We start from the raw sequence: 19,393 nt of genomic DNA, 5'->3' as shown, positions 1-19,393 counted from the left end.
AAACCCCCTCGGTACAGTAAGAGATGTTATGAAAGCCAGAATCACATGTGTATAGCAGCAATGTGATTCTGGCTTTTTTTGCGTCCGCAAGAGAGAATTAAAAAAAAATAATTAAACGGGGATGCTATAGCTTCCCCTCTGCGCAAAAATGGATAAAGAATAAAGTGTAAGAATTTTAGACGGTAATAAGAATTTCTGTCATATATTTTTAGATATTCAATTTTTCTTACATAAAAATTAAAAACATTAAACTATGCTACACAAAAAACTCTCCCTATAACGACCTTACACATTCACCACAAATGAGGTCGCCATGAACCATCCGAAAACTATTATTCGAGTCGCTGATCTTCCTACTCCTACTGCCGGTCTTGCTCTTGGTATTGCCAGCCTTGGTTGGTGTTGGGAAAATGCAGCACCTTTACAGGGCTACGCACAGTTAACAGGTGCAGCTATTGCTGCCATGTTACTCGTTGCGCTCCTCGCTCGTTTTGTTTTCTACCCTAAAACGTTGCTGAACGATCTTGCTCATCCCGTTGTTGGCAGCGTTGCTCCAACATTCGCCATGGCAACAATGGTTATCTCCAACGCAGTTTCAAAATTTGCTCCAATGGCAGGCGAAGCACTCTGGCTTGCAGCTGTCGGAATTCACCTTATATTTCTTGCATTCTTTATTTTTCACCAGATCAACGACTTTTCTTTACAGAAAATGGTTCCGAGCTGGTTTGTGCCACCAGTGGGCATTATCGTAGCTAACGTAAGCTTCGCTGGCACACACTTCTACTCTTTTGCAACATTATTATTGTACTTCGGCATGGTTGCTTACGCCATCATGTTGCCGATCATGATCTACCGTCTCATCTTCTGTAATGAAATTGTGGACGCAGCAAAGCCGACCATCGCAATTATGGCAGCACCGGCAAGTCTCTCACTTGCAGGCTACCTGTCCATGACAAGCACTCCTTCTGCACTTATTGTTGCAGTATTACTCGGCATTGCAGTACTCATGACATTTGTACTCTACGTAGCCTTTACAAAGCTTCTTCGTCTTCCTTTCAGCCCTGGATTCGCCGCTTTCACATTCCCGCTCGTAATCGGGTCTACCGCACTGTACAAATCCAGTGCATGGATGAGCGCACAGGGATGGCAGCAGGAGATTGTAGATCAGGTAGCAAGCCTTGCAACAATGGAACTGTACATTGCAACCATTATCGTTTCCTACGTTGCTATCCGCTACGCACTCTTTTTCTTCCCGAAGGAAGCGATTTTCCCGTCCTTCCATAAAGCGCGTATGGTAGCAGGAACAGTTTCTCACTAATTTTTTCCGCCTAGCGACAAAACAGTATTGCCCAGCGTGATCCTCACAAGTGCAATGCAACGGCACTAGAAAGAGCCAAAGTCTAACATCCATTGCATGTTAGATTTTGGCTTTTTCAATATGCAGCCTCATTTCGTGAGGATAACCGAGAAAAGCCTTTATGCTTGCAATCTACCCGCTTACACTACCGTTCCGGTCACAACGTAGAACCTCATACGCCAAACTTCTGGCTACGATAGAAATAGAATTGATGGAGAACGTTATGTGTATTTTCAAAAACAAGATTGCCTGGCTATTTCTGATAGCAAGTTTGGTCTGTGGCATTAGCTATAATGTCATTGGATCTCATATAGATGAAAACGGCTTCCTCATTGAACCGTTTTTCCTTATTCCGCTCACATGGTTGTTTTTTTTCATCAGCATGCTCTCCTTCATTATTGGATTCACCCGCACGGTGTGCTTCCACAAAAAAAAACATCCTTAAAAAACTCACGAGCATACAACGGCCTGAAACACACACTGTCTTTTACAAGAAGTGCTAACCAAGGCGTAACACCAAAAATTCCTGTTTAAAGGAATCTACAAATTGCTGTGGGTGAACATCGTTACTTAGTCCCAACGATGTTCTCTATACTGCGAGAGCCGCTATATTGATTTTTCAATATGGCGGCTCTTTTATATTCTATCTTTAACGCATGTTGACTTTACTTTATAACCTCATATTATTACGAGTACTGCAAACATAACCTCTAAGTAAAAGGTATTTACTTTATGCGTACTCTTTCAGAATGCGAAATCATAGTTAAAGACGTATTACAGGACAGCCCATACTGTGAAAAATACATTTGGGATGACGCTACAACTGCTTCCGCAGAACAAAGCGCTCACTTGAACCGTGCTGACGGCATGGGCATGACGCTGTTTCTTGCAGAGCTTTTACAGGATAACAACGCCCCGTGTGTTGAAGAAGTAATCGGCCTGCTGGAAGAGTTTGTACAGGAATGCACAGCGACCGAAAAAACGGCCCTGCTGGACGAATTAAGCGCGTCCCTCAACAACGCTGGTTAATTCTTAACCAATAGTGGACAATGCTTTACAGCCAGTGCTCAGTGAATTCTACCTGAAATTCTGTTCTGAACCACATGCTGTACAAGCAGGAACCAGACGTTCGCTTCGGGTATCCGTTGACTTGCAGTTTTCCTCACCTTATTATGGATGTTCAAAATGAAACACATGAGCCGTCAAGCTCTTACCATAAAGCGAGATTACACATGAACGGATGTATACGTTGTGGCGACAATAAGATGATTAATTACTACTGTGAAAAATGTGGCATGCTTGGATTCTCCAAAGGTCCAAATGGCGCATGGGTTGCCAACACTGGCGACGTAGTAAAAGTTGTTCAAGCTGGCGGCGTTAAAAACGGCTGTCCAACTTGCGGCGGCAAAGTTACCGAACGTGAAGAAAAATTCTGCGTTTGGTGCAAGCCAGAAGAAGAAAAATAAGATTTTCCGTACATAAAAAGCCCCGTACAGTTCGCTGTACGGGGCTTTTTATGCGCTTACATCTATAAAGGTCATGCCAGAGGTGTCCATAGTTCAAATATGAACTGAATGCTGCCTGCAAATGTCCCTGCCTTTCGCTCTAACTTGAAGGCGCATCTTTTAATGCCTTCAACCCTTCAGCAGACCGCACATGCAGATCCATTTGCGGGAATGCAATTTCAATTCCCAGCTCTCGGAAAATTCTATCTATCTCATAGCGTAAATCAGACATTGTTTTTAACGTAAAATCAATGTCATCAATCCATACGCGCAAGATAAAATCCAAACTACTCGCTCCAAAGTCATTGAACAAAACCCGAGGTTCCGGTTTCGATAATACTCGCGGGTGATCGACAGCTATTTTCATGAGAGTTTTCTCAATAAGCTTTGTATCTGAGCCGTATGCAACTCCAACAAGAATATCCCTGCGCAATGTAGGATCGTCTTTTGTCCAGTTTGTTACCTGTGTTGCAATCAGATCGGAATTGGGAATTATGATGCTCGCATTTTCGAACGATTCAACGACCGTGGTTCTAATATTAATTTTTTTCACAGTGCACCACAGCTGCCCTACCTGAATAATATCTTCCTGCTGAATGGAGCGACCAAAAAGTAAAATTAAGCCGCTAATAAAGTTATTAAAGATAGCCTGCATACCAAAGCCGATACCCACAGAAAGACCACCTGCGATAACAGTGAAGCTTGTTAAGTTTACACCAAGAAATCCCATTGTAAACAAGGCAAACAACGCCCAGAATGTGTATGCCGAAATGGTTTCTAAAGAATGTATTGTGCCGCGCTTTGACCTTGGCCACTTTTTTCCTTCACGATTGATATAGGTTTTAACCACTGCAATTGCCGCACGAGTCAGAAAAAAAAGAGCCACAACCATAACTACATTGAACAGCTGCAACGAAAAACCTTTCCAACCGAATTTGAAATCGCTTGTTGCTTTAAACACGCCTGCACCGAAGAAGTCGTAAAGCCAAGATCCAGCAAGTGCTGCCGATGCTGCCCATATTAATGGAGACAATATCCCCATAAGCAATGCACGAACGAATGCATATATGCCGGTATCCGGCAAACGGGAAATTCCATACGCTGCGAGGCACGTTACAGCCATGCCTATCGTATAGATATAATAGCCGGTATAAATCAGCATTCCCACCAGGACGGCAAGCCGACCGAATCCTAACAACGCCATAACGACAGAGGCTACCAGCCCCCACAGCCAGATAGTTTGTTTGATTCTAAGAGAACGAGCAGAGAGGCGACGTTTCATAACGGCGACAATGATCACAACCAATAACACCCATACAAAAACAACAAGTTGCTCCGGCAGACCAGTTACAAGCAAAAGCCCACCCACTGCAAACAACCACGTTAAAGGAATTCTGGAGGGGTTGTCATAGTCACTAAATGTACGCCGAATAATATCTCCCGCCCACATTGAACCGAAGCTATAAATGCTCACTCCCAGAATGGCGACTATACCGGTCACATGAGGGTAAAAATGATGCTTGGTGAGCATAATGGAAGCACCGATACTCACCACCACACTGGCAGCTATAAATTTCGGCAGGTCAGACTTATGTTCATTTTTAAGGAAAATGCTTTTCCCAATGAACACTCCCAGCCCGCTCAAGAGTAACAACACTGAAGAAAAGAAGAGAACTTTACTGGTATAATCTTTTGAAGCAACAGAAAGGCGTCCTAACCAGACAGGAAGCCGTAACGAAAGCCAATGACTTGGGGAAAAATCACTTGTCCAGAAGTCACTTGATAATGGCGGATTTTTCCCTACCAGAAAATAGCTTTCCCACTTGGAAGGAATCTCTTTTTCCATGCGAGTCAAAAGAGTCATCGATTTCTTTTCTAGCCGCTCTGCAATATCTAATTCAATCTTTATTCGTACGGATTGTTGCTTTAATGTCTTCTGGAGTGCGTTTAGTCGGACGGTATATTTTTGATAATTCCAGTCTTCTTCGGATGACAATGGCGCTTCGTTCTTACTGGAAAAATTTCCTGACGCATTTTCCAAACCATCAAATCGTGTTTGAACCTGTTTTTGTAGAACTTTCAATGCGTCAAAAATATCAGAACTTTCTTCATTAATACTGGAAAGGTGTGCATAAAACTCACAAAGCACCATTGGCGTGGTGCTCGCTATCCCCAGACTTAAAATTATCTGCCGATACCCAGAGTTCAAGAACTGTAATTCGTCTCTAATTTCATCCAGCTTAGTATCGCCTGCTTTAAGCAAAGAAGTTTCTTCATCTTCAAGAATTGCCAGAACGTTAAGACGGCCAGTATCAACGGAATTCGCTGACGTATCATCATCTTGAGCGACAGCTAAGACAGGGAAAGCAAGAACCCACATGAAACAGAAGACAAAGAATAAACGTCCCATAAGCTGAAACCTCTTCGTAAGAGTGGCAAACATTACGCCAGCGCACACAACACCCAATCTCACCTATTCTATATTCCTTACCGAGTTCCTTACATTACAAATTCATCCAAAGCTGTTTTCTTGTAACCGTCGAACCACCTGCACCTTCTATCAATTGATGAAAGAAGGTGCAGATGATTGTACGATTACAAAGAATCTCTTTAGAGAAGAAAAAGTGGTGCCACCGCGGATCGTATGGGTGAGACGGAAGGTGAGGTTTTTAATTTCATTCGTGGTGTGTACGCAAGGCTCTCTCAAGATTCTCCATTGATATAATTTCAATAACCTTGGACGGGGAGAGCACTTTTTTGTTTTGTAGGTCTTTCAGAATGCGGTTTATACTTCTTACGCTCGTACCGAGATAGTTGGCGATTTCATCTTTTGAAATATCCAATCTTTTTGACACATTTTGAATGGAAGCCATTTTAAGGAGCTTCAAAACGGAATATTCCATGGGATAGGAAAGGTGGATAGCAGCTCTTTTGGTAATGGCCTGAAGTCGGTAGGAGATTATTCGGTTAATTAATAGTGCAAACTCATGGTCGTCTTTGAGCCAACGCCTATAGGCATTCTGCGAGATCTTCGCGACTTTGCTTTCAGTCAGTGCAGTTACAGAACAGGTGGCAAGGTCTTCAGTCAGGGCTTCGACTTCCCCGATTAGCTCCCCTGGACCTCCAATGGCCACGAGATATTCAGTGCCCTTGGTTGTAGTTAGATGGATTTTCATGCTGCCGTAAAGAACAATAAATACGCTTTCAAGGGGCTCCTCCTGATTGATGATCGAGGTTCCCGGGGAGACCGCTGTCTCCGTTATTTGAGCCTGAGTTTGTTGACTTTGGCGTGCGTATGCATCGAGAAGTTCTTGGGCGAGTTGGTTGTGAATTGATTTCATGTAATTACTTTGTGGGACAAATGTCCTTTTTCCATAATTCTTTTTTATATATTGCTTTCTGCGGAACGACTGACCTTACAAAAGCAATTTATATTGGTGTATTATCATAGCCTGTACACTTGGAGTTATTTTGAAGACTATAGATATAACTCAATGGAAAAGAAAAAGTTATTTCAATTTTTTTTCCGAAATGGACTACCCTCATTTTAACGTCTGCTTTGATGTAGATGTCACCGCCACCCGAAATTATGCGAAAGAGCAAGATATTAAGTTTTTCAATTTAATTTTATACCTTTCTTCCTATGTAACAAACCAGATTCCGGAAATGAAAACCCGCGTTCGTGATGATCAAGTAGTAGAACACGAACTCGTGCACCCCTCTTTTACCATAACAGGTGCGAACAACATTTTTAATTACTGCAATGCTCAGTTTAGCTATGATAGCCAACGTTTTTTTCAGGAAGTCGACGAAAACACGCAAGAGATTAAGCAAGCAAATCATTTGATGCTTGGTGATCCGAAGCAGGACGATTTGATTTATATGACCTCCCTGCCTTGGATTAAATTTACAAGTATGCAGCATCCGGTACATTTGAGCCGCAATGATTCCATTCCAAGATTGTCATGGGGCCGTTTTACCCAAAAAAAAGATCAGTGGTGGATGCCATACTCTTTTCAGGTGCATCATGGACTCGCAGATGGATATCATGCGGGTATTTTTTACGATACCTTTCAGGAAGTGCTCAGCAGACCGGAATCGTATCTTACCATTGAGCAATGTAAATAAGTTATTACCCGTTTTGCTGTCTAATCAATAAAAGGATGAAAAATGTTGCTTAGTGAAAACATGGATGCAGTGTGTTGTTTGCTGGATTTCTTGCGCAGAGCAGAGGCCTTAAAAAGCACACTGCGGGCAACTTGGACGCAGTCAGGAAGACAGGAAAGTACAGCTGAACATAGTTGGCGGTTGTGTCTTTTTGCAATGCTCGTAAGTCGAGAATACCCGGAATTGGACGCACTGAAGATATTGCATCTTTGCATTGTTCACGACCTGGGGGAAACGATTCATGGCGATATCCCCGCACCGGAACAGAAAGGCCCTAAGGATGAACAAGAGCGGATCGACATGGTTGATCTATTGCGCCCACTCCCTGAAGACATACAGGAAGAGATAATGGATTTATGGGAAGAGTACGAATCTGCTAAAACTCCCGAAGCACGATTAGTCAAGGCCTTGGACAAGCTTGAAACTCTTTTGCAACATGCGCAGGGTGTTAACCCTCCTGATTTTGATTACGCATTTAATCTTAATTATGGAGCGCAGTATACTGGGATGGACGGTTTTGTCAGAGCGTTAAGGTCTGCTGTAGACCTTGAAACGGAATCTTGTTTGCTTTCTCGAAGGAATCATCTTTGAACAACCGCCCATACAAAGCTACGCTTATCGTCAATAAACATAACAGTACTCGTCTAACTACCTATACCTCCCATTTATTATCTGAAGGCTGTGTCTTATGACACCGCCTTCAGATTGCTGATAAACCCCAGTTTCTTTCTTAGGCTGAGATATTCTTTCGGCATTTAGAAAATTATGCGGATTGTGATAAGTCGCTGTTTTGCCAAGCTGCAATGTGTGTTTTCCAATCTCGCTGCTTTCTCGTCATATACGTCCTCCTTGGATGAGAAGGACTATGACATGACGGGACATAAATGAAAAATTACGTTTTCTACGCTTCAAGCATTCTGCGCATTCTTCCATGTTCATAAACGAAACCAACTAAAAGCCCTTCCCTCATCTGCAATAACTACTCACAACTCTTCACCACGCCTTCTAATTCTCAATTAACAAAACTTCTTTTCTCCATAAAAAACGTCCCTGTTTTCATTCGAAGACAGGGACGTTCGTTCTATTTTGTATATTACATTCCGACTGATGGTGTGCCTGTAGAAAAAGCATGGATGCTGCTTTACTCTGCTGCCAGTACCTATCGGATCAAATTTTATATCATAAGAATATTCTTACAAACCCACGACCCACCGGCAATTTTTATTCCTGCTCCTGTTCCTGCTCAACCTGCTGTGCTTGCTCATGCCTTTTGCGCATGAAGAAAAGCGCCACAAGAGGAATAATCGCCGCTGCAATACCCATTTGAGAAATAACAGCCGGTTTGCTGACCCAATCAAAGGAAATGAACTGCATGGCGAATGCGCCAAGAATAAAATAGGTAAATGTGAGAATAGACGCGGCGGTACCTACGTCGGAATCCACAGTTTCCAAGATCATATGGTTACTTACAGGTCGGCTTACACCGATCGAGAAGGTCATACAGAACATGGTAATTGCAAACCCTATCGCGGTGTGCCCAAAGAAATACAATCCAATACTCGAAACCAAGATGCCAAGAAGCGAGCCTTGCAATATTTCCATAGAAGTCATGCCGATACATAAACGAGAGCAAAGCAGAGAGCCTAGCATAAATCCTAACGCGTTAAAGCCGAAAAAGATTGCATACTCTTGTTCCGTCAGTCCGTATGACAGAATATAAATATCTGCGGAGCCAGCAAGAAATCCGAAAAATCCGATACCCATGAAGGAAAAGGTAAAGCAGCTTAATGAAAATGGCACATTAGACAATACCGCAGAGTAACGGGAAACGACTTTCCAAACAGAACCGCGTATCTTTTCAAACTCCGGTTCGTCAAAAGTAATGCTTCCGTACATTGCCAGTGTTGCAAGCACAGCCTGACATACAAAAATCCAATTCCATGATGCGAATTCCAACACAAAACTACCGAACAACGGTGCAAGCATTGGACACAACGGGACAATAACACCCATGTACGCCAGCACTTTTTGGCGTTCCGCACCTGTGTACAAATCTTTTGCAAGAGCCATAGATAGTGCAGAAGCAGATGCCGCCCCGGCTGCCTGAATAATACGAGCAGTAACAAGTAGCCAGATACTTTGAGACAAAGCGCATAGCAGGCTGCCAAGAATATAGATGGTAATGCCGCCCAGCAATACAGGACGCCTGCCGACACGGTCTGATAGCGGACCGTAGATCAACAGCGAAAAGCTGAAAAACACAAAGAAAAGTACCAGCGACAAGTTCGCGGTAGCCAGCGGTATCCCCATCTGTTCCTGAATAATAGGCAACGCAGGAAGATACATATCCGTAGACAGCGCCGGGAACGCCGCCAAAAGCGTAATAAAAACAAAATTTGACATATCTTTCCATGTACCCAAAGTTCAAATTGCTACTAACCCAAAACAGGCTCTAAAATGTTCAGCCTACAGTACCCGTTGCAAAATAGTACTGACGATTATTTACCCTGCATATGCTTCAAAGAGCCCCTCACCTTTAGGCTGGAATAAATCTGAGCAATGTTACAATACGGAAAAATCCAAGCCCAAAGCCATACAGCTGTATGTAAGAATTTGATTTTTTTATGAAGTTCGATCAGGCAATCGCGTGAAGTAAGAAAGCCATGCAACAACAAGTATTCGTCGCAGAATGTGTTCGTTTTTCATCAGTCTGCAATTACAGACCTTTTTTAGTGCAGTAAATAAAAACACTTACACCTATGGCAACCCCTGTCATCATAATTGCCCAAGCCAGCTTCGTATAAAAAGGATCATTTTCTTTCATAGTTATGCTCTTATCTTGTAGTGGAGTGCATCTGCAATATAAACAGACAATTTACGTACAATTTAATACGTAATTTTACTGAGACACACATACTTGCCACTGGTCACTATGTACACTACAAAGGCTGCGTCTACCTAAATATCAGCGTATTGTTACAATGATACGATATGGAATTTTTTATAGGAGGGAATATGGATATTTCCACTTTTGATAAAGAGGTTAAGGCGGCGCTTGGAACACTTCCTGAAGAGCCAATTAAGTATGCAAAAGTAGTTGTAAACACTGCGGAGAACTTCATAGATTTCTACTTTGTGGACATCACTTGGAACGACGGATTAAACGAAACAACCACGCAGCTCAAAATAAGCCGTGAAATTTCTTCCAAAGAAATTCATGAAAAAATTACAGCTGCATACGATTACGCTTCTCTTCAAGCTCTTATGTAATCACCGCACATAAAAAAGCTCCATCTACGTTGTCTATAGATGGAGCTCTTTTTATCGGGGATGTACTCAAGTACCCTCAACCACGTCTCCTCTTTCAAGGCAGTGCGTTATCAGTCAATGACGTTAAGCCTTACGCCAGTTCCACTTAGTCATTGTCCTTCCTACCTCAACGATCAGACAAAGTTACAGATACTAGCAAGAGACTCCCCTTAGGCACGGTATTATCAAATATCCTTCTTCCGCATTGCCTAATGCCTCGTACCTGCCACAAAGATAGAATAATCCTACAATGGCAGATGTAATGGCATCCAATTCATCGTGGCTGATCTTTATTCTTTTTTGTGTGACAGCTTTTTTGACGGAAGAAGCTTGTGTTGAATTTTTTTTCGCCGAAACACCATCTAACGGTGTCCGGTTATCCACGTGCTGACTCCAGCTGGCTTTAGCGCGTATTTTTTTAGGACTATTCGTGATGTTGCTGGGAACCTGCGCTTCTTCCTTCTGACTCATTGCGTCCTGTGTAAATTGACCTGTAATACCGAACTCAATCAGCCCCTCAATAAGATCTGCCAATCCTGCCTGCTTGCGCGGAATAGAAAGAATGTCCTGCGTGCCGCCGGGGTATCCTTCAATGACTTCCAGACCAAGTGCTTTAAATTTGGCCGCAAGCCCCATGCCCCGCTGGGTTAACTTTTGCATACTGGGAATAAGACAAGGATAGCTCGAAATCCCGCGCTGCTTTAACACCCTTTCGCATTCACGAGTAATGCCATACTGCTCACGCATGATGTCATCATCCCAAAACGTTATTCGTCCATGCGGGATACCAAGCGGGGAATCTATAGAAATCAAATTGGCACCTGCAACAAGTGCCGCTTCTATCATATCTTCATCAGTCTTCATGCGTGATGTCGTAGCAACATTGCCACGCAGAATACAAAATCCGGACTCCCTTTTTTCTGACGCAACGAGATCTATTCCCACAACACAAACATCATCAAGCGACATGTCTCCTTGCAACTGGCTGTAGGTCACAGCAGGAGCTTTATCACCTTTGTATGCAGAAATTTTAATGCCGGAACTAAAGCCACGGCTCGTTGCCTTTGCCCACTTGATTACACTTGAATATTTTGCAAAACGCACTGAGGAACGCACAGCAACAGGAATAGATTTCTTGGCGTACAAACGAGCGATACAGGCATCCAGCAACACTTTCTGCGCTTCAATATCCGCATGGTTATGCGTGATCATCCGCCGCAACGCAGCTGAATCTCCACGACGATAACGATGCCACAACACTGGTGCGGACTCGGCAACTGTGAGACGAACCAACCCGACAGCATGTTCAATGACTGTTCTGCCACCAGACAATCCTGCCCGCTTTGCGCAATATCGTAGATCAATATGAACAGACGGCAGTACCATTTCTGGAAAGTGCTTCTGAATAAATTTGCAGTCGTGCATCGTACCGTTAAATGTCACAACAACTTTTGCGCGCCGTATTGCTTCTACAAATGCACTCGAATCCTCCCCCGCCACATACACATTGTATGTTTTACCAAACGACCAGCCTACCATAGTGAGCGAATCATAATACAGGCTGCTTCCGGTAGTTTCCACACGCAAAAACATCACATCGTCAGGAAACTCCAAAGCAATCCTGTAATGCTCCGCCTTTGGCAAGGCACGGGCAAAAAACTCAGCATCCCCTGAACTAAGTGCATCGAGAGAATCATTCAACGCGCAGGGACGTGAAACCGGCGCATCCTTCGCAAACAACGTCCAGTCCGTTACCCCCTGTTGCCAGAGAACTTCTTCCTGCCGTTTGCTGATTCCTCTAATATGAAGAAATGTATTTGTGATCATCAGTATTGTATTCAGTACGCCTATAACAGGTTAGGTGACGAAAGTTTTTTCAGCGCAATAAAGATCACACAGGAAAAAACAGCCAAAATTGATGCCAGCACCATTGCTCTATCAAATTCACCACTGAACACAGCGTTGTAAATTTCAAGAGACAGCGTGTTGGTTTTACCGATAATATTTCCACCCAGCATTAGGGTTATACCCACTTCACCAAGTCCCCTCCCAAGGGCAAGAAACCAACCGGTCGCTATACTACGACGAATATTGGGAAGAAGAACCTGCCAGAAGGTCTCCCAATCATTCTTTCCCAGCACATGGGCAAGCTCCGCCAGCCGCCGTACATCGCCCCTCAGTGCCGTTTCGACAGACTTTACCATAAGCGGCAGCCCCGCCACAAACGAGGCTATGACTACCCCTGTGAAACTGAACACAATATCTACAGGGAGCGCAGTGCCTATAAGCCCTGAGCGTCCAAGCAACATAAGTAGCACAAACCCTGTGGCGATTGGCGGGAACACTAGCGGCAGCGTTACCAAAAAATCCACCACAGAACGCATCATGCTTTTTTTACTGGTCAGATAATACCCGAGCAAAACACCGCTTACTAAATGCAGTATCCCCACAAGACATAACGTCTTTAGCGTAAGATACAGAGGAGCAGTAGTTTGCTGCTCCGATAATATTGCAAAAAAATCCATACAGACTACAGCCCGTGCTTATGAACAATGGCCTGCGCTTGGGGCGTATTGAGAAATTTCAAAAAGTCCTGCTGTTCTTTTGCCTGCGATTTGTTGGCAAGTACACCCACAACAATTGAAATGGGAGAGTACAAAGACTCATCCACCATCACATACCCGCCAAGCTTATCTGCAACATTCAACGCATGGGTAAGGTTCAAGAATCCCATATCAACTTCATTGGTTGCTAAGTATGAAAACACCTGCAGAACAGTGGAAACTTCCACAAGCTTAGGCTGAATCGCAGGAATCCTTCCGCTTGATTGTAAAAATTCACGCGCTGCCTTGCCATAGATAGCTTTCTTACCATCCGGCAACGCAACGCGAGTTATCTGCGGAGTATCCAATCCTTCAACAGTTGATGCCATTGCGGATTTGGAAAATGCCAGCACAAGCTTGCCGCGTCCGAGTTCCTGCATCGATTGCATGGAGAGATGTGCTTTTTCCAAAAAACCGGTGTCACCGAGCACCAGCCCTACCTTATCCCCCTGCTTTGCCAACGTGGTAACACGAGCCATATTGCCAAAGATAAGATCAACAGAATTCCCTGTCTGCTGCGCATATTCTGCAACAAGAGCGTTCACCATTTTTTTGTATCCAGCACCGGATGCCAAAACAACATCGTCAGCCAAGCATGCTGTTACTGAAGTAGCAAACAGAAATACGCCCATGAGAGCAATTCGAAGTAAATTCATAATATTTATCCTTACATAGATACAAAAAAACATAACGCACAACGCTGATTCTCTATGTAAAGCCAACCTCAAACACAACCAAGTCACGTAAACAATAAAAAACGTGACATCATCCCTTGCGCGTACAGCCACAACCAGATGTCACAATAAAACTAAGAATCTGCACAACAACATCTTACAATTTCAAATAGTTAGAAGTTCAACTTCTTCAAAAATTCTAATACTCGCCCTGCACAATGGACGCTGTATAGACTTGCTGGATTCACTACTGCGGAGGTTATTATTTCTAACATATACGGACGGTTATGTTTCTTCAAAAATATGGGAGTACATACTGTTTCAAATTAAGAGCAACACTCATAAAATAGAAGGCATACGCTCTCACTGATACGTTGATGGCGACACCTCGTGTCGCCCAAGGAGTGTCTTCGCTCTGTATTTGGCAGTGAATGTCTGCACTCTGTCTATTTTTCGGTATATTTTAATGAAGAGCTGTACTCCGTATATTTTCACCTTCGACGTTCAGGTTCACCTCACTGGTCGCCGAACACCAAAAATAGTACAGCAATGAGCGCAGTTCCCCTTTGTGTCCTCTTTTCGTCAGTTCAAATTAACTTAAGTTATGGAGACTGCTATGCCTATATGCGAACAAGTAAATGGATTTTTTATTCCAAGCGTTACCTTGATGGGAATCGGAGCACATAAAGAGCTCCCCGCTAAAGTCCGCTCGTTGGGTGGAACCAAGCCGCTGCTGGTAACAGATAAGGGAATGACTGCCATCGGCATGACTCAAAAAATTGTAGATCTGCTTGTGGCGGACGGTATTCGCTGTGTTGTTTTTGATGAAACAGTACCGAACCCTACAGATAAAAACGTAGCGGACGGACTTGCCGTATATCAAAAAGAGCAATGTGATTCGCTCATCACCCTTGGTGGCGGCAGCGCGCACGACTGCGGCAAAGGCATAGGACTGGTAAGCACCAACGGTGGTACTATTCACGATTATGAAGGGCTGGATAAATCAGAAAAAGGTATGCCGCCATATATAGCAGTTAACACCACTGCCGGTACTGCTTCAGAAATGACACGCTGCTGCGTTATTACCAACACGGCGCGCAAAGTAAAAATGGCCATCATTGATTGGCACGTAACACCTGCCATCGCGCTAGATGACCCGCTGCTGATGATGGGAATGCCACCCGCCCTCACAGCAGCAACCGGCATGGATGCATTAACACATGCCATTGAAGCATATGTATCCATAGCAGCAACACATCTGACTGATGCATGTGCGGAAAAAGCAATCAAACTTGTCTCAAAGCACCTGCGCCCAGCTGTTGCCAACGGGCAGGACATTCATGCTCGCGAAGGCATGTGCTACGCTCAATATCTGGCAGGAATGGCCTTCAACAATGCAAGTGTCGGGCATGTTCATGCTATGGCGCACCAGTTAGGCGGCTATTACAACCTGCCGCATGGCGAATGTAATGCTATTCTCTTACCATTTGTTGAAGAACGGAATCTGATCGCTAAAATGGATCGCTTTGCAGAAATGGCTGCATGGCTGGGTGAAGATATCGAAGGCGTCAGCACCCGCGATGCTGCTAAAAAATGTATGAAGGCAATCCGCGCATTATCTAAAGATGTCGGCATCCCGAGCGGATTAAAAGAACTTGGAAAACGCTACGGTAAAGATGTAACAATCGCTGATATTCCAATCATGACTGAAAATGCTCAAAAAGACGCATGCGTACTCACAAATCCACGTACACTCACTCATGAAGAAGTTATGGAAATTTATGAAGCCGCTATGTAACTAAACCATCATACACAACGACATCCCCATGCTGTTGTGTTTTCGCTCCTCGCAAAACCAAATGCCCCCTTCTCATGCACTGAGAAGGGGGCAAAAGGCTACAGGAGGAAAAAGTTCATGCAGCCGATACGGAACTGGGGTAAATTTGGGGTATGTAGCCCCTACGCCAAGAGCTACATACTCTTATTATGCGGTCAGCAGATGCAGGTTGGGTGCATAGCTGATTTTTTGGAAAACATGGGAACAAATGCCATATCATGACATCGTCGCTCTGCACCTTTCAGCAACCTGAAAGCGTACATAAATTTTTTATGCGCTACGTTTTCAGTCAAAGATTATTGACTAAACTCGTCTTAGAAGAAGAACTTCATAATGTAGTCGAGAACAAACCAGCTTGCACCGAGTAACGCAAACAATAGCAAAATTTTACTGAATCCATTCTTAGCTTTTGTCAGCTCGACACGTTGATTTGTGTCATCCACCAATTCGACTGTATAAAAACGCGGTTTGTCTGGTTCCAAGATAAACACAACAAGCCCGCCTTTTGCGACCAAAGACTCTTCCAAAACCATATTGTCAAAGTCGTACTGCTCGTTTGTCGTTACATTAACAAAGGAGTATGTGCTGAACCGCATATTGTCGTCATCAGCATATTCCAGCTCTGCCGCTGCATCACATTCGTCTGCTATCACTTCTACGCTCATTGCATCTGCTCCTTAACAATAAGTACGGGACAAGCGCTGCTGTATACAAGTTTATGCACCACACCACCCACTAAAAGATGGGACAGCTTACTGCGAACACCCGCCCCAATAACGACCAGCCCTGCGTCCTTTTTCTGCGCCTCTTCAATTAACACCTTGTGTGTTGGATTGCCGTAGCGCACTGCCACATCAAAATCCCTTACATCCGAAGCGTCGACTATGCTTTTCACGGCTTCCACAGCCAGTTCTGTTTTCTCCACCACTGTACGTTCTACCACTGGTGAAAGGCTGAACGCCTCCATGTCCATTTCATAGGCGATACCGGCTGTAAGTCGAGAACCATAGCGTTCTGCCAACGCGCTCGCCTGTTGCGCTGCAGCATTGGCTTCTGCGCTTGCATCATATGCTAGAAAAATACTTTGTAATGAAAGTCCCTTGTTTCCTGTGATGACCAGAAGGTCACAATCTGTCTGACGCACTACGGTACCGGCAACAGAGCCAATCACTATGGATTGCAAAAGCTTTTTTGAGTGCGTGCCGAGTGCGACAATGTCACACCCGAGGGAGGCTATTTGCTCCACAAGAACATCTTCCGGATTTCCTATGCAGAAATGCCCCCGAACCTTTATCCCTTCTGATTCACATAACGAGACTGCATTATTAAGAGCGTTACGAATGTTTTCATACATATCGTACAGAACACTTGTATCACCTTGGATTCGCAAATCACCCTGATACTCCGGACAAACCGTAACAATATCGATCATGGAATTTTCAGAACGTGCAAAGCGTGCTGCCTGCCGAACTATATCCAAGGATGATTCTGCGCCGTCAAAAGCTACAAGCATTTTTTTATACATTCGTAACGCCCTTTTGTGCTTAGATTACATCGTGCTTATGCGTTAGAGCCTGCACCCATTTCCATTTCACGTTCTTTTCTGCGACCAACGATCATACCTTTAAGAATGATGTACGCGCCTACGCCCAAAGCAAAACACATAAGTCCGAAACTTACCTGACTCATGCTACTGATAAGACCGGAGTCCCAGTTAATAGCATCAAGCTGTTTTAAGTATTTAGGGATAGCAAGACCGCGACTGAATGCAACGATCAGCATAATAGTCGCCATTACGTATTTGATTACATAATCCTTAACATACGTAGTACCGATTGCGCCAAGCTGAACACCAAATAATGAACCGGCAAGAATGATAAGGGTAAGGCGAATGTCTACCATACCATAGAATGCCCAGATGAGCGTGCCGCCAAGACCCATTACAAATGCAACAACAAGCTCGGTTGCAGATGCCATAAGGCTGGACATACCGATAATGTAGATCATACCCGGTACGCCTGCGAAACCGCCAACAGCAATAGTAGCTGCAAGCAAACCTGCTGCAAGGCCAACCGGTGCGGTAAACCAGAATGAAATTCGGATGTCGCTGCCTTTAAAGGTCACCATTGGCCACAATTCGATGCTTTGCAGTTTTTTAGCAAGGTTGGTTACTTTTTCTTCACCACCGTTACGTTTTGTGGTGATGGCATCTTTCATAACAAAGCTGCCAACGGTAACCAGAACAAACACAAATGCTAAGGAAACGTAAAGGTTTGAACCAGCTGGCCCCCACATCTCAAGAATAAACTTTTGAACCTGAATGCCGAGCTGCACGCCAACCTCGGCAGAGATACCGACAATCAGACCCATTTTAATATCTACCTGACCGTACTTGTAACGCTTCAATGCGCCTACAAGTGCTTTAGGGAATTTATGACACATGTTACTTGCAACAGCGACAGGTCCCGGAACGCCGAGACTCATCATACCCGGTGTAAGAACAAATGCGCCGCCGGAGCCGATAAAGCCACTTACCAGTCCGCCTACGAAACCTACAAAGAAGAGAAAAAGCACACCCGCAAGAGACAAGTCTACAAAGCGCGCGCCGTCTAATAATAAATCATGCATGGTATATCTCCTGACTATTCGTCACTGCTACGCATTCATTGCCGCGCGACTTCGGGTGTCTTTACGCTGAGTTGTTTCTGCCTTTTTAGTCTTTCTCTCAGCAGTTGAAGAAGCTTCAATGCCTAATGCTGTCCAGACGTTACTGGCAAAGTTCCCATGTACATAGGAAAACAAAAATACAGTTGAAACAGGCAGCAAACAGTACGCGCCACCTTTTGCATATAAAGTGACCATAGGATCTGCCAATTTAAAAACAGCTGCGTATAAGGCGATACTTACTGCGCCGAATAATAGAGCTTTAATTTTTGCTTTTTTCTTTCTGTCGTGAGCGTTCATTATATCTCCTTCGGTACTACCTGCGTTTGGTGTTACGCACGTAACTGAGGTCTTTTTTTTGCGTTCTTTGAAGCCTGTCTGTTAGATGTTGCTTTTTTCCCCTTATGCTCGTTGACGATACGATTAGCCGTATCACTATCGCCACTCTCAGCAAACACGACCGCTACAAATAGCCTTTCTAGCGTTTTAAACAGATTCACAACGCCCTCCTTTATCAAGCGTAGGACCTCTGCGTTACTCAGCATCTCCCCATGCTAAGTATTCGTCATAAAAAAATAGGGCACATCTATGTGTAATTGAGCTGGTATGCGTTCTTCACACCGCAGAAGAACAAATTCTACTTCTCTCGTTTCATTGCAAATATTTCGTACTGCCTCGCAAAAGCTCGAAAACACAACAACTTGCCTGGCATTAATGCTCGGGGTGGAACCCGGTAATTTGGCGACCTCCTCGCTAAATATTTGTTTGAAAGAACGGTTTGATGATTCAAGAAACTTTTTGCTCAGCTGCCCTGCTTTTGCTTTGCCCAGCACGCAGGCGAACAACAGTTCGCACCCTAAACGTGCTGCAATAGGCAACGCAGCTTGGATAACCTGCCTTTCGGCTGGTTCTCCCTCATAGGCGACGATGATCTTCTTTTGCTTCTCATCTGCCTTCATCATTTCCAGAGCCGTATCCCACTCACCTGCTTCCGCAAATGCTGCTGCGGTTGTTACGGACTCCAGCATCTTAAGTATCTTCATGAATTATCTCACCATTCTCCTCGGGGTTATCTCCTCCAATAAAGCAGCATCCGTGCCAACATATAACTTACTGTTTTAACTGATTTTACTTTACAGATGCATTTTTGCTACAGAAAAAACCGCTACATATTACAGCGGTTGCAATTATATCGCTGCAATTTGCAGCAATTCATTTGCAACATGGGATTATATCGCAAAAAAAATGCTGCATATTGCAGCAGCGGAATACATAGA

General features: G+C 44.1%; 20 protein-coding genes. 8 read left to right on the top strand and 12 right to left on the bottom strand.

Annotation, left to right across the window (positions count from 1 at the left end):
* Positions 1 to 313 precede the first annotated feature (313 nt).
* The 4 genes from ACZ5V1_RS04010 to ACZ5V1_RS03995 all read left to right on the top strand — a co-directional run bounded on the left by ACZ5V1_RS04010 (position 314) and on the right by ACZ5V1_RS03995 (position 2,823).
* Positions 314 to 1,318 (top strand): TDT family transporter, encoded by a 1,005-nt coding sequence (locus tag ACZ5V1_RS04010; protein ID WP_464390728.1) that lies wholly within the window; start codon positions 314 to 316, stop codon positions 1,316 to 1,318.
* 160 nt (positions 1,319 to 1,478) lie between these two features.
* Positions 1,479 to 1,802 (top strand): DUF3955 domain-containing protein, encoded by a 324-nt coding sequence (locus tag ACZ5V1_RS04005; RefSeq protein WP_464390727.1) that lies wholly within the window; start codon positions 1,479 to 1,481, stop codon positions 1,800 to 1,802.
* Positions 1,803 to 2,089: 287 nt separating this feature from the next.
* Positions 2,090 to 2,386 (top strand): hypothetical protein, encoded by a 297-nt coding sequence (locus ACZ5V1_RS04000; RefSeq protein WP_464390726.1) that lies wholly within the window; start codon positions 2,090 to 2,092, stop codon positions 2,384 to 2,386.
* Positions 2,387 to 2,589: 203 nt separating this feature from the next.
* Positions 2,590 to 2,823 (top strand): hypothetical protein, encoded by a 234-nt coding sequence (locus ACZ5V1_RS03995; protein ID WP_160715724.1) that lies wholly within the window; start codon positions 2,590 to 2,592, stop codon positions 2,821 to 2,823.
* Between the two features lie 139 nt (positions 2,824 to 2,962).
* Here ACZ5V1_RS03995 and ACZ5V1_RS03990 read toward each other — a convergent pair whose 3' ends face one another.
* Positions 2,963 to 5,272, bottom strand: coding sequence for a mechanosensitive ion channel family protein (locus ACZ5V1_RS03990; RefSeq protein WP_464390725.1), 2,310 nt, complete (start codon positions 5,270 to 5,272; stop codon positions 2,963 to 2,965).
* Between the two features lie 265 nt (positions 5,273 to 5,537).
* Positions 5,538 to 6,203 (bottom strand): Crp/Fnr family transcriptional regulator, encoded by a 666-nt coding sequence (locus ACZ5V1_RS03985; RefSeq protein ID WP_464390724.1) that lies wholly within the window; start codon positions 6,201 to 6,203, stop codon positions 5,538 to 5,540.
* Positions 6,204 to 6,333: 130 nt separating this feature from the next.
* Here ACZ5V1_RS03985 and ACZ5V1_RS03980 point away from each other — a divergent pair, with 130 nt between their 5' ends.
* A complete protein-coding gene (locus ACZ5V1_RS03980) occupies positions 6,334 to 6,990 on the top strand; it encodes a CatA-like O-acetyltransferase (RefSeq protein ID WP_464390723.1) in 657 nt (218 codons plus the stop codon).
* Between the two features lie 42 nt (positions 6,991 to 7,032).
* Positions 7,033 to 7,620: an HD domain-containing protein gene (locus ACZ5V1_RS03975; RefSeq protein ID WP_464390722.1), complete on the top strand. Its 588-nt coding sequence runs from the start codon at positions 7,033 to 7,035 to the stop codon at positions 7,618 to 7,620.
* A 630-nt stretch (positions 7,621 to 8,250) separates the two neighbouring features.
* On the opposite strand, the gene ACZ5V1_RS03970 is transcribed toward ACZ5V1_RS03975, so the two are convergent.
* Positions 8,251 to 9,432, bottom strand: a complete 1,182-nt coding sequence (locus ACZ5V1_RS03970; protein WP_464390721.1) for a Bcr/CflA family efflux MFS transporter — start codon at positions 9,430 to 9,432, stop codon at positions 8,251 to 8,253.
* Between the two features lie 612 nt (positions 9,433 to 10,044).
* On the opposite strand from ACZ5V1_RS03970, the gene ACZ5V1_RS03965 reads away from it, so the two are divergent.
* A complete protein-coding gene (locus ACZ5V1_RS03965; protein WP_464390720.1) occupies positions 10,045 to 10,299 on the top strand; it encodes a hypothetical protein in 255 nt (84 codons plus the stop codon).
* Between the two features lie 192 nt (positions 10,300 to 10,491).
* Here ACZ5V1_RS03965 and ACZ5V1_RS03960 read toward each other — a convergent pair whose 3' ends face one another.
* Genes ACZ5V1_RS03960 through modA form a run of 3 tightly spaced genes read right to left on the bottom strand, consistent with a single transcriptional unit; the run spans position 10,492 to position 13,597 of the window.
* Positions 10,492 to 12,165, bottom strand: coding sequence for a ribonuclease H-like domain-containing protein (locus ACZ5V1_RS03960; protein ID WP_464390719.1), 1,674 nt, complete (start codon positions 12,163 to 12,165; stop codon positions 10,492 to 10,494).
* Between the two features lie 20 nt (positions 12,166 to 12,185).
* The gene (locus ACZ5V1_RS03955; protein ID WP_464390718.1) at positions 12,186 to 12,863 is read right to left on the bottom strand and encodes a molybdate ABC transporter permease subunit; all 678 of its coding nucleotides are present in this window, start codon (positions 12,861 to 12,863) and stop codon (positions 12,186 to 12,188) included.
* A gap of 5 nt (positions 12,864 to 12,868) precedes the next feature.
* A complete protein-coding gene (gene modA / locus ACZ5V1_RS03950; protein WP_464390717.1) occupies positions 12,869 to 13,597 on the bottom strand; it encodes a molybdate ABC transporter substrate-binding protein in 729 nt (242 codons plus the stop codon).
* Between the two features lie 634 nt (positions 13,598 to 14,231).
* Here modA and ACZ5V1_RS03945 point away from each other — a divergent pair.
* Positions 14,232 to 15,413: an iron-containing alcohol dehydrogenase gene (locus tag ACZ5V1_RS03945; protein WP_464390716.1), complete on the top strand. Its 1,182-nt coding sequence runs from the start codon at positions 14,232 to 14,234 to the stop codon at positions 15,411 to 15,413.
* Positions 15,414 to 15,766: 353 nt separating this feature from the next.
* Here ACZ5V1_RS03945 and ACZ5V1_RS03940 read toward each other — a convergent pair whose 3' ends face one another.
* The 6 genes from ACZ5V1_RS03940 to ACZ5V1_RS03915 are packed head-to-tail and all read right to left on the bottom strand — an operon-like array spanning position 15,767 to position 19,144.
* Positions 15,767 to 16,117, bottom strand: a complete 351-nt coding sequence (locus ACZ5V1_RS03940) for a hypothetical protein (protein ID WP_464390715.1) — start codon at positions 16,115 to 16,117, stop codon at positions 15,767 to 15,769.
* Positions 16,114 to 16,977, bottom strand: coding sequence for a universal stress protein (locus ACZ5V1_RS03935; protein ID WP_464390714.1), 864 nt, complete (start codon positions 16,975 to 16,977; stop codon positions 16,114 to 16,116). Before ACZ5V1_RS03935 ends, ACZ5V1_RS03940 begins: the two co-directional genes overlap by 4 nt.
* Positions 16,978 to 17,012: 35 nt before the next feature.
* Complete coding sequence (locus ACZ5V1_RS03930; RefSeq protein ID WP_464390713.1) at positions 17,013 to 18,080, bottom strand: sulfite exporter TauE/SafE family protein; 1,068 nt, start codon at positions 18,078 to 18,080, stop codon at positions 17,013 to 17,015.
* A gap of 27 nt (positions 18,081 to 18,107) precedes the next feature.
* Positions 18,108 to 18,416: a hypothetical protein gene (locus tag ACZ5V1_RS03925; protein WP_464390712.1), complete on the bottom strand. Its 309-nt coding sequence runs from the start codon at positions 18,414 to 18,416 to the stop codon at positions 18,108 to 18,110.
* A 32-nt stretch (positions 18,417 to 18,448) separates the two neighbouring features.
* Positions 18,449 to 18,616: a hypothetical protein gene (locus ACZ5V1_RS03920; protein ID WP_160715712.1), complete on the bottom strand. Its 168-nt coding sequence runs from the start codon at positions 18,614 to 18,616 to the stop codon at positions 18,449 to 18,451.
* Between the two features lie 54 nt (positions 18,617 to 18,670).
* On the bottom strand, positions 18,671 to 19,144 hold the full coding sequence (locus ACZ5V1_RS03915) for a hypothetical protein (RefSeq protein WP_464390711.1): 474 nt from the start codon (positions 19,142 to 19,144) through the stop codon (positions 18,671 to 18,673).
* Positions 19,145 to 19,393: the final 249 nt, after the last annotated feature.

The organism is Halodesulfovibrio oceani subsp. galateae, assembly GCF_055397225.1.
Note: the sequence above shows the minus strand (reverse complement) of the source record. Positions and strands in the feature narration are given on the sequence as shown.